The following is an 11,493-nucleotide window of genomic DNA, read 5'->3' as shown; positions in this document are numbered from 1 at the left end:
CCGTGACCGCAGGGAATCCCCGATCCCGATGAACTCCATGCCGGATTCCGTCATGTTCGCTGAGGCCATCTCGGATTCTGATGCTGTGGAGAAACTGACCCGACAGTTCCGCCGGGACCTCTATAAACAGGGCTGGATGGACGGCAGTGTGTGGGGTGCGCTCAATGAAGCAACGAGCATGTTGGCGGCAGAGACCGGAAACAACATCAATGAACGCACACTTTTCGGCAGCACCGGTGAAGGATCCTATGGAGATCTTGCACGCCTCTCTGAATTCCTACATGAAGATAAATTCCGCAAGATGGACCGCAGTGTGGCCATCTGGGAAGACATCACCGTGAAACTCTCCCAGGAAAGCGAAGAGGTCCGCTCCGGAATCCTTGACTCCCTCCAGATCTACCGCGGTGGGGAAAAGGTTGATGCACCATATCAGCAGTCCCTCAAAGATCTGGTGTCTGTGGGTTTCTTCAACAGTGAAATCGCCAATGAGAATGGCCGCGTCAGAGGAATCCTCAATCTGGATTCAGCTCTGTGCATGTACCAACCTCAGGAAAATGAATCAGATGCCATCGGCATCAGTGAGGTTCTTCTTCAGATCAGTGACCCAGCTGAAGGCTCTGATATCGCCTTTGCCCGCCCACAACGGGAAGCCTTCGATGAATCCTTGATCGACCGCATGCCCACCAGTGAGGAATTCCGCCCGGAAGAGCCACTTGATTCGCCCTTCCTGAACCAGGGCATTCCCACGCAGAAACGTCCAGAACTACCGGGGACGGGAGAATTTTAATGGCCAGTGAATACCAGATCCTCAGTGGATTCAAGACATGGCGTGATATCGCCCGCACGAAATTTAGCGTGGAACAACTTCCCACTGATGAAGAATTACTCGCAGCAGCTGGAAACCCCGATCAGCTGAACCCCGGTGGAGACTACCCGGCCCTTCTTATATGGGCGACAGCTCTGCGCCGAGTCATTGGTTATGTCCAGGTGGGCTCTGTGCATGTCATCGAGCAGGGAAGTGATGCTGCGATGTTCACCCCTGACCTTGATTTTGACCTGGAACCAGACCACGCGGAAGAACCTGCTCTGGAATTCAGCCCGGTTGTTGAGCCTGTGGCAGGAGAAGCAGCTTATGAGGCCGCCTATGAAGACCATGCAGAGGTAATTGAGGAAGCAGAACCAGAACCAGCCCCGCAGCCTGAAGTGGCATCGGAACCTGAGGTGGCTGAAGCCGAAGTGATCCCAGAACCAGAGCCAGAACCCGCATCTGAGCTGACTCCTGGCAGACGCCGTCGACGTGCGGGGGCTCACCGCCCAGAAAGTTCCGGCGGTCAACTTCTTGATGACAATATTCGGAACTGGCAGGAATATGAGTTTGCACGCCTGGATGGTTTCGTAGAGGTCACAGAGGTACCAGGCGGCTATTTACGTGTCACAGCGAATCTCACTGGTGGTCTGGATCTGGAATGGGATGTACCTGATGCCTTCGGTTATGGGGTTAGAGTCTTCCGCATCGTCAGTGATGAGATGGAATTTGAGCGGGACCCAGATCTTGGGGAACACCGGGTGAGCACAGTCGGGATGGGGTGGGTGGATGATGAGCCGCTCACCACTGCTTACCGCATGTACCAGGTGTGGATGTACGGGGGCTTGAGCGAGTCAGAAGCTGTGAAGTCACAACCACAGTTGGTGGGTGGAGCAGTGTTCATCAACCCTGTTTCCAATATTGAATTGTCTGTGGCGGGTTCAGAGGTGAAGGGGCAGTGGGCTCCTGCTGAACATACTCATCGGGTGGCTGTTTATGCAGCTCCGAGTAATGAGCGTCTGGTTACAGCATCCCGGAATGAGATCGCCGCGGATAAGAATAATTTCCAGGGTTTTCGTTTCCATCCGCAGCACCGTGGCTGTGAGTATAAATTTGTCGCCCGACGTTTCGTCAGTATCAATGGGCAGATGATCGGTTCGGCACCATCTGAGGAGTTCACCATTGATGTGCCTGCGGAGGTTGTTGAGGTTCCGATCAGGATCGAAGAGCGTTTCGACGGATTCAGTACGAGCTTTGATGTCTCCTGGGATGCTCCACATTCTGGTGAAGTGTGGATCTATCGGACCCTGGAAGCCCCGGAGAGTGATCTTCGTTTCAACGCGGTGGAAAGGGAGCAGCTGGAAAGTTTCGGACTGGCGCGACGTGACTGGGCAAATGACTTGGAGGACACCAAGACTTCTTGTCGTGTGGCCTGGCCTGAGGACTGGTATTCCATCTTCCTCACACCCGTCAACGTGGTGGGAAACCAGGCACAGGTGGGCCAGACCTATTCCCGGGTACGTGTCGGGGAGATCAGCAGGCCCAAGCTTTATGAGCGTGTCAATAATCAGCTCCTGACCTTCGGTTGGCCGGAGGAAGCCCATGAGGTGACAGCTGTGTTCGGTGAACCTGGAACCGGCCATTCAATCGGGCCGACCACTGACACCCCGGGTTCCAGCCTCGCCTCCATCCATAAGGAAGCCTATGAGGAGGAAGGCGGCATGCGTGTGAAACTGCCTGGTGCAGGTGACGTTGCGTTGTTTGCCTCCCGTGTTTATGAGGGCCGTCAGATCTGGGGACAAGCAGAAGTCCTTGAGTACCGGGGACTGGACAGGTTCAGCTACCAGCTCCATATGGAGGGTGGCAGGCTCTTCCTCGTAATTTACAGTGAGCGGCCAAATAACCAGTTCCATCAATTCTCCCTCAGGATTCACCCTTCCCGTCTTCCTCTGGAGCCAGAGGACGGCAGTGAAGTGATGACCAGGAAGATCATCAATGACGGCGGGCAGCCGACGGCGGATCTGCTTGCAGGTATCAGCTCCTCGGCGCTTCGTTCTGAGCAGGAACAGGTCGTTGAGTACTGGGAGATTGATCCGAAGATCGCGGGTTTGCCGGCGACAAGCTTTTTGCGTCTTTTCATCCATCAGGATGAAACTGAAGGTTCTCATCTCAAGGCTCTGATTGATCCAGCACCTGCATCCCTGAGTCTGGGGACGTGGATTGGTGAAGGAAGGTGAATCGCCAGTGGCTATGAGGTGGACTCATATCACCTACGCGTCCTTCAAGGGAACCGCAGGTAGGGGTGGGTGGAAGGTGGGTTCGTGGTCTCCGCACGCAACCAGGGAGGATCTTCAGCTGATTGCTGAAGTGTCTCCCACGCATATTGAAACGGTCACTTCCTTTGATGATTTCATCAGTTCAGAGGAGATTGACGCACTGCCGAGACGGTTTGAATACCGTCCATTGATTGATCGTTCATTGATTATGCAGTCAGTGCCGGCAGGTAAGGATGCCACCGGCCGACCAGGAAATGTTTTCACCCACGCGGTGATTGATGATGACCTGGACAGCCCCCTGAAATCCCTCTATCCGATTTCCCTCTACCGCTCCACTGATTTGTTGACACCGTTTCGGGCAGCTGCGGTCAATGAAGCCGAACTTCCTGCGGATCTTGATGAACCGCGAACCGGCCCGATGTCAGACCTGAGGCTGGCCTGGATGATGGTGGACAGCATGTTCGGGAACCGTCGACAAGCTTTTTACCACCTGCAGGATGTCCTGCAGGCAGGGGAGAAGACCGCTGTCCTGGTGCTGAACAACACCAATGAGGGGGCTTATTGGATCCAGGCGTTATGCTCCACCCTCACTCCGAATGAAGCCCGACGCCTGCTGCACTATTCCACCTTTGAACGAGCTGCCACCCTGCCCACACCGGATAAGACGATGGAGGCGAGCTCCTTCTTCGTCGTACCCGCAAGTGACCGTGAACTTCTGGTCGACCTGCCGGGAATCGTGGTCATTGACCCGACCCGACCTCAGAGTTCAGGCCCACAAGGCTCCTGGTCACGGATGACAGCAGGTCTTTATACAGAGGCCTTTGATCCTGACGCGCTTGTCGCGGGATTCATCCGCGCCAATGAGAACCTAGATGATGAGCAGATCAAGCTGGCTCGTTTCGGAGATGGCATGGCACGTTTCATCCGCTCGGGAACCATCTCGGTGAAGTCACAGTTGAAAGTGTTCGCAGATCAGCATCTGTTTGGTGAAGTCTCAAAGACACCGGTGGCACGGGAAATACCCAGGGAGGCACAGCCGCAACCGATTGATGTCCGCGCCCTCGCCTCAGAGGTCATCCACACTCCGCGGAGGGCGGTGGAATCACAGGAGTGGAGTAGTCTGCGACGACGTGCAGACAGCCGTCGGTGGATTGGCAACATGTCGGAGCAGGCCATCAACAGCATTGAGAAGCTGCATGACTCCCCGGCGACGGAATTGGTCGGCTATCTGGATTTCCTCCTGAAAACCGAATTGGTCACCAGCATCAACGCTGCTGACCCATATTTCCGAAGTAGTTTCTCGGATTTTCCTGCGATGGGGAACTGGCGTCGGCTTAAATTCACCGGAGCTGAGCATCCCCGCTTGAAGGAACTTCTGATTGATGCTGAACGTGATGCCCGGAACAGGACTTCGGCGGGGGTCATCGTGGATCAGATCATGCCCAATCTGAACGTGGATAGGACACTGCACCAGATCGCTGATTGGCTCCACACGCCTGAGGCCGGACAAGTTGTGGCCGCTGTCAACCGCGGTGAACAGATCCGCACCGGTAGAAACTACTTTCTTGAGGATCTATTGAGGGTCTATTTCGGCATTGCCCTGATCACAGGTGATGAGGAGATGCGCAAGGCTTTAACCACCTTGGCGGTGGATGCCGCGACCAGGTATGTGGCAGCGAGGAAACAGACAAGAAGTGCTGAAGACCAGCGGGCCTTCAAAAAATTTGGGGAGGAGTTTGTTGCCTATGACTCCCGGGAGTTCCTCACCACGGATGATCAGGTTGATCGATATCTGGGCATTCTGGAGCGGGACGTGATCAAAGGCCGACCAGCCAGAAAAAGAGACATTGACAGTATCTTCACCACGGTGGCACGAACCATCAGTAGAGCTGTTGAACGGAATGATAGTGGAAAGGAACTGCAGCCATGAGTGTGATTCGACTGGGCTCAAACCAGACTTATGATGTGACTCGTGAGGGGTTTTCCGCTCGCATGGAATTTGATGTCAGTGGGGACCTCGGGTTCCGGGTGGAGGTTCCATCCACAGAGAGTAACCGGCGTGGCAGCACCTGGTGGATCCGCAATCCCCAGGGTAATACTGAGGTAACTGTCTTTCCGGACAGCACCCGGGGTGAATTCCCCTCGGGCACCAAGCTCTATGTTTCCGTGGTGATCCAGGAATCTGGCAATCGAGAAACCACCCTGCAGCTACCGACTTATCCCATTGGTGGTCTGCGTTCCATACCCGTCCTCAATATCTTCCCGGGCCAGGAGACGCTGCGTCTGCAGGCAGGAGATGTCAGTAATGACAGTTCCCTGGACACGGAGGCTTCAGGCATCAGATCTGCGCTGGGGCGTTCTATTGACAAGGACGGTTCCACCGGTGTGGCCCGGGCCAATGTCACGTTGCTGATCGACAAGACAGCGTCAATGAAATTTAGTACTGACCGGGAGACCTTCGACATGATGTGTTCCTTTGCCGCAGGTGTGTTGTCAGTGGTGAGTTCTGGTCATTCCATCAATGTGATGACCAGCAGCTCCTCTGACCGCCGGATGCGTGTGGAGAACCCGGAGGACGTCAGCAACTTGTCTGACCACTTCGCCCCGGTCCGTGAGGTTGGTTGGAATTCTGATCTGCACCAGATCGCCCCCGATGAGGCGGTGGTGGTGATCTCCGATGACATTCCTGCCGAGGTCTTGAAACTGCCCAACAGGTTGCATGTTCTCAGTTCCAGAAAACCACTGGTGGAGCATGGAACCAGTACCACCTACTTTGACCCCATGCTTATCGACGCCATCAAGACCCACGATCAGCGTCTGCTGGCAGGGCCGGTGCGCCAGATGTTTGACGCACTGACTGGACCTGCACGACGAGAGGACGCCTAGAATGACCGCCCCTGAACTTCAAGAACCTACCTCTGGTCTGCTCCCCACACGTTGTCCCTTCACCTTCAGGGAACTACCTGATCCGGAGGCGACGTCCTCTCCTTTCGTCGATGCGACCTCACAGGACGCCACGCTTCCGGACGGGTGGCAGAACTCCGGCACCTTGACCTTCGCGATGGCAGGTGACCGTTCTTCAGGCAAGAGCATGTACATCGCGGTGATCGTGAAGTTGCTGCGCAAACTAGTCGTGGCAAATGGTGGTTCCTTCCTTTACGCCGATGACCACACCAGGCGTATCTATCAGGAGAAATATGAAAAGCCCCTCTTTGAACAGATGGGTCTTCTGCCCCCGACCCCGCCGGCATCAGCACCTGATGCACACCAGCAGCGTCCGCTGATCTTTGACATCTCCACTTCGAATCATCCGGAACAGCGGCTCTTCGTGGTTTTCAGGGATGTCGCCGGTGAGGATCTCCAGGAGGAGAACTTCGCAGACAGGGAGTCTGAACTGGAGTTCTTCCAGAACGCCGACCGTATTCTCTTTCTCTTCGACCCGATGTCGGTTCCCCGTATCCGGCAGATGCTGGAAGGTTCAGTGCCTACCCATGAGGTGGATACGGATGGGCCGATGGTTGTTCTCCGGAATGTGCTTCGGGTGTTGGGCGAGGAACACCGACCCAAGATCTCCCTGTGCATGTCCAAGTTTGACACCATGCAGCAGTTGTCTGAGGTGAATCAGGATCATCTGCATTACACAGGATCCAACATGGTGAACTGGCAGCGGGTGATGAGTAACTTCGGTGCGACTTTCCGTCGTGACAGTGCTCCGCTGGACGGCCCCTATGATCGCACTGCCGGTGAGATCCTCGACCTGGAGATCCAAAGCATGCTGCAGTGCCTGGATGCAACGCACCTGCTCAACCAGTTCAACCAGCCGTTGGCGGGTGGGGAACGGTATCCCTTCCAGTCTTTTGCGGTGTCCCCGTTGGGTGCCAGCCCTGAGGGTGATCGGATCAACCGCAGTGGTATCGCTCCATTTCGTTGTCTGGATCCTCTGAGAGAACTCTTCTCTGAGATCGGGATTCTCGAGGGACTGGACGCTCCGGGTGGGATCCGGGTTCCGGTGCGGCAGCCGCCACCTGCTGTGCAGGTTCTGGGGAAGCTTGACGACGCCCCTGTCGGGGACACCCCGACTGTTGGACAAGAAGAAAAGTCGAAGAAGCGTAGATTCTGGAGTTGGTTCAAGTGAGTTTTCGCCATGCAGATGGTGTGCAGCTGGATGCTGTACGTACTGAAGAAGAATATGAGGCGGAGCGGAAGCAGAAGCGACGGGCCCGTAATCGTGCGACAGTCATATGGATGGGCACAGGTGTCCTCGCGGTCATCCTCATCACCCTCCTGATGGTTTATCTCTGGTCACGGGCTCAGGGGCTGGCTGTGGGTACGAGGCTGCCGTAGTCAGGAGGGGCTGACACTGGAAGTGACCCCGTTATCAGCCGGTGGCGAACTTCCCCCGGATGAAAGTGACAAAGCTTGCACTCGACCCCGGTGAGTGCTAAAACAGGAGTTAGCACTTAACTCGTATGAGTGCCAGCAAATGATCATGAACTGTTCGACGGGTGAGGTTGGTCCACACTCACTAACCGTGCCGTCGCGGGCGCCTGCCGGACAGATGACGTGAGTGTCGTCCTATCAATAATGAGGAGCACAAACACATGGCAAAGATCATCGCCTTTGATGAAGAAGCACGTCGTGGCCTTGAAAAGGGTCTGAACACCCTGGCAGATGCCGTTAAGGTCACCCTTGGCCCCAAGGGTCGTAACGTAGTGCTGGAAAAGGCATGGGGCGCCCCCACCATCACCAATGATGGTGTCACCATCGCTCGTGAAATCGAGCTGGAAGACCCGTACGAGAAGATCGGCGCAGAGCTGGTCAAGGAAGTCGCCAAGAAGACTGACGATGTCGCAGGCGACGGCACCACCACCGCAACCGTTCTGGCTCAGGCACTGGTGAAGGAAGGCCTGCGCAACGTTGCTGCAGGTTCCAACCCGATGGGCATCAAGCGCGGCATCGAACAGGCAGTCGCCGCCGTTACTGAGAAGCTGCTGGCATCGGCCAAGGAAGTTGAGACCGAGGAGCAGATCGCTGCTACGGCCGGCATCTCCGCTGCCGACCCAGCCATCGGTGCACAGATCGCCAAGGCCATGTACGCAGTGGGCGGTGGCAAGCTGAACAAGGATTCCGTCATCACCGTCGAAGAGTCCAACACCTTCGGTGTCGAGCTCGAGGTCACCGAGGGTATGCGCTTTGATAAGGGCTACATCTCCGGTTACATGGCCACCGACATGGAGCGCCTCGAGGCTGTCCTGGAGGAACCATACATCCTCCTGGTTTCCGGCAAGATCTCCAACATCAAGGATCTCCTCCCACTGCTGGAGAAGGTCATGCAGTCCGGCAAGCCACTGCTGATCATCGCTGAAGACGTTGAGGGCGAGGCTCTGTCCACCCTCGTTGTGAACAAGATCCGTGGCACCTTCAAGTCCGTTGCTGTTAAGGCTCCTGGCTTCGGCGACCGTCGCAAGGCGCAGCTTCAGGACATCGCCATCCTCACCGGTGGCCAGGTCATCTCCGAAGAGGTCGGCCTCTCCCTGGAGACCGCTGATCTGCCACTGCTGGGCCAGGCCCGCAAGGTTGTCATCACCAAGGATGACACCACCATCGTCGACGGCGCAGGTTCCGAGGAGCAGATCGAAGGCCGCGTTGCCCAGATCCGTGCCGAGATCGAGAACTCCGACTCCGACTACGACCGCGAGAAGCTCAACGAGCGTCTGGCCAAGCTGGCCGGCGGCGTTGCAGTGCTCAAGGTTGGCGCAGCCACCGAGGTTGAGCTCAAGGAGCGCAAGCACCGCATCGAGGATGCTGTCCGTAACGCAAAGGCAGCAGTGGAAGAGGGCATCGTCGCCGGCGGTGGCGTTGCTCTGATCCAGGCTGCTCACGTACTTGACGAGGAGCTCGGCCTGACCGGCGACGAGGCAACCGGTGTTCGCATCGTTCGCGACGCGCTGAACGCACCACTGAAGCAGATCGCATCCAACGCTGGCCTCGAAGCTGGCGTGGTTGTGGACAAGGTTTCCCGCCTCCCAGAGGGAGAAGGCCTCAACGCTGCAACTGGCGAGTATGTCGACCTCATGGCTGCGGGCATCAATGACCCAGTCAAGGTCACCCGTTCTGCACTGCAGAACGCAGCATCCATTGCTGCACTCTTCCTGACCACTGAGGCTGTCGTTGCCGACAAGCCACAGCCAGCAGGACAGGGCATGCCTGGTGCTGACGAGATGGGCGGCATGGGCGGTTTCTAAGCCCCCTGTAGCCCCTGTGGGGGGTGGTTGATCCCCATTCCTTATATATGTGCCCCCTGTGCGCTTGATTGAGCACACAGGGGGCACAGCTCATTTTAAGGTCACGGAAAGTGGCTGATTTGGTCCTGTGACTGCGCGGCTCAGTGCGGACATGAGCTTCTCAGCTGTATGATCCCCGGGCCCAGGTGGGTGCCAAATGCCGTGAATCACCCTCGTATGGGGGTGATTTGGGGTGTGAGTTTTTGCAGGTTTGGCTTTAATCGACACGCCATTGGATCTCGTTACACTTTTCACCTCAGTGCGTGAAAACTTTTCACTTCCAAGGTTTGCCCTAGTGGAGTTGTTCCTGTTCAGGCCTCATTTTCAGGCACGTATAAGCGTTCCGGGAATCGAATGTGCTGACATTTCCGAAACGTTAAAAATATTTGCTGTTCACCTTGACGGAAGCTCAAAATGTGATTCAATAGTGAAGTGACGTCCTGAGGGGCGTCAGTTAACTGGCAACCTTCACCAGCTTTTTGCTGGTCCTCTTCTAGGAGACTTCTCATGGATCTTTCCCTCCTCAAGGACAACCTGTCCGACTTCGCAACCTTCGGCAAGAACATCGGAACTGCTTTCCAGGATGCACCAGCACTGATCGCTCAGTTCCTGGGCTTCTTCGATAACTTCGGCGACAACACCGAAGACACCAGCAACGCTGTTGATAACTTCTCCTCCTAATTATTGGTATGGCTGTTAGGTAAGTGCCTAAAGCCTCCCTTTTCACCCGTATCTGATTCTCTAAAGGAGATATAAAAATGAGCGATATCTACCAGTTCCTGACTGACACCGCAGTTCTTTCCAACACCGGCCTCTTCGGTGCAGCTTTCGACCTGCTCGGCGACGCCGGCTCCTGGGCTGACGCAGTTTCCAAGCTCCTCGGCCTGGTTGGCTAATTCTATTTACGCTGCGGCGTAACTAGACCTGGATGACTCCAATCCCTTGTGGGTTGGAGTTTTTTCATGCCCAGACACAGGTGACCCCCAAGAGCAGCGGGAAAATATGAAAAATACTGTGTTAACGCGCTCAAATGTTTGATAATGGGTAGAATCCACTTCATGGCTGAAACTACAGAGAATGATCTTCCCGTCATCGACCTCGCTCAAACCGAGGGCTATATCGTAGACGACTCTGACGAGGATGATCCGGTACTCCTGCGGCCCGATGGAACCCCCATTGAAACCTGGCGTGAGAATTACCCCTATGAAGAACGCATGTCTCGTGATGAGTACGAGGTTATCAAGCGCGCACTCCAGATTGAGCTGCTGAAGTGGCAGAACTGGACCAAGGAAACAGGCCAGCGCCACATCATTCTCTTCGAGGGACGCGATGCTGCAGGCAAGGGGGGCACCATCAAGCGTTTCAATGAGCACCTCAACCCCCGTGGTGCCCGCACCGTAGCCCTGGAGAAGCCATCACCACGCGAGTCCACCTCCTGGTACTTCCAGCGTTATATCCAACACTTCCCATCAGCCGGTGAGATCGTGTTTTTTGACCGCTCCTGGTACAACCGTTCCGGTGTTGAGCGCGTCATGGGGTTCTGTACTGAATCACAGCATGCTGAGTTCCTCCGCGAGGTCCCCATGCTGGAGAACATGCTGCTGGGGTCCGGTATCTCTCTGACCAAGTTCTGGTTCTCGGTGACGCGTAAGGAACAGCGCACCCGTTTCGCCATCCGTCAGGTGGATCCGGTGCGTCAGTGGAAGCTGTCGCCGATGGACCTGGCTTCCTTGGACCGTTGGGATGATTACACCCGCGCCAAGGAGGAACAGTTCCGTTATACCGATACTGATGAATCCCCGTGGGTCACCATCAAGTCGAATGACAAGAAGCGTGCGCGTATCAACGCCATCCGTTATGTCCTGTCCAAGTTTGATTACACGGATAAGGACTATGACATCGTGGGAGAGCCTGATCCCAAGATCGTCCTGCGTGGACGGGACCAGATCGGCGACTAGCCACAGGAATTTTAAAGGCCGGGAATCCACATGGATTCCCGGCCTTTGCGCGTGTTGAAGGTCCACTCAATAGGGGAGCACTTGCCCCAGAGGGCATCGTTTAAGACTATTTCTCTTGTTAAAACACAACTTTCAGCAACAAACGAGGGCCTCCGGGGGAATGTTCCCTC

The 11,493-nt window shown here is 55.8% G+C and carries 9 protein-coding genes and 1 pseudogene; all 10 read left to right on the top strand.

What is annotated here, in order from left to right; all coding sequences use genetic code 11:
- Positions 1-787: pseudogene (locus Q0M74_RS02930) on the top strand (hypothetical protein); the annotation flags it as partial.
- The gene (locus Q0M74_RS02925) at positions 787-3,042 is read left to right on the top strand and encodes a hypothetical protein (protein ID WP_293951553.1); all 2,256 of its coding nucleotides are present in this window, start codon (positions 787-789) and stop codon (positions 3,040-3,042) included. The pseudogene Q0M74_RS02930 and the gene Q0M74_RS02925, both read left to right, overlap by 1 nt.
- A gap of 13 nt (positions 3,043-3,055) precedes the next feature.
- Positions 3,056-5,011 carry a hypothetical protein gene (locus Q0M74_RS02920; RefSeq protein ID WP_293951552.1) on the top strand — a complete coding sequence of 652 codons (1,956 nt, stop codon included), beginning with the start codon at positions 3,056-3,058 and terminating at the stop codon, positions 5,009-5,011.
- The gene (locus Q0M74_RS02915; RefSeq protein WP_293951551.1) at positions 5,008-5,967 is read left to right on the top strand and encodes a hypothetical protein; all 960 of its coding nucleotides are present in this window, start codon (positions 5,008-5,010) and stop codon (positions 5,965-5,967) included. Before Q0M74_RS02920 ends, Q0M74_RS02915 begins: the two co-directional genes overlap by 4 nt.
- Position 5,968: 1 nt before the next feature.
- A complete protein-coding gene (locus tag Q0M74_RS02910) occupies positions 5,969-7,216 on the top strand; it encodes a hypothetical protein (RefSeq protein ID WP_293951550.1) in 1,248 nt (415 codons plus the stop codon).
- On the top strand, positions 7,213-7,425 hold the full coding sequence (locus Q0M74_RS02905) for a hypothetical protein (RefSeq protein ID WP_293951549.1): 213 nt from the start codon (positions 7,213-7,215) through the stop codon (positions 7,423-7,425). The genes Q0M74_RS02910 and Q0M74_RS02905 overlap by 4 nt, the downstream gene beginning before the upstream one ends.
- Positions 7,426-7,682: 257 nt before the next feature.
- Complete coding sequence (gene groL / locus Q0M74_RS02900) at positions 7,683-9,326, top strand: chaperonin GroEL (RefSeq protein WP_293951548.1); 1,644 nt, start codon at positions 7,683-7,685, stop codon at positions 9,324-9,326.
- Between the two features lie 546 nt (positions 9,327-9,872).
- Entirely contained in the window at positions 9,873-10,046 is a 174-nt protein-coding gene (locus Q0M74_RS02895; RefSeq protein ID WP_293951547.1) for a PorH family porin, read from the top strand.
- Between the two features lie 77 nt (positions 10,047-10,123).
- Entirely contained in the window at positions 10,124-10,261 is a 138-nt protein-coding gene (locus Q0M74_RS02890; RefSeq protein WP_293951546.1) for a porin, read from the top strand.
- 162 nt (positions 10,262-10,423) lie between these two features.
- Positions 10,424-11,323 carry a polyphosphate kinase 2 gene (ppk2, locus tag Q0M74_RS02885; RefSeq protein ID WP_293951545.1) on the top strand — a complete coding sequence of 300 codons (900 nt, stop codon included), beginning with the start codon at positions 10,424-10,426 and terminating at the stop codon, positions 11,321-11,323.
- Positions 11,324-11,493 lie beyond the last annotated feature (170 nt).

This window comes from uncultured Corynebacterium sp. (assembly GCF_945649885.1).
In the GTDB taxonomy this organism is placed as follows: domain Bacteria; phylum Actinomycetota; class Actinomycetes; order Mycobacteriales; family Mycobacteriaceae; genus Corynebacterium.
Note: the sequence above shows the minus strand (reverse complement) of the source record. Positions and strands in the feature narration are given on the sequence as shown.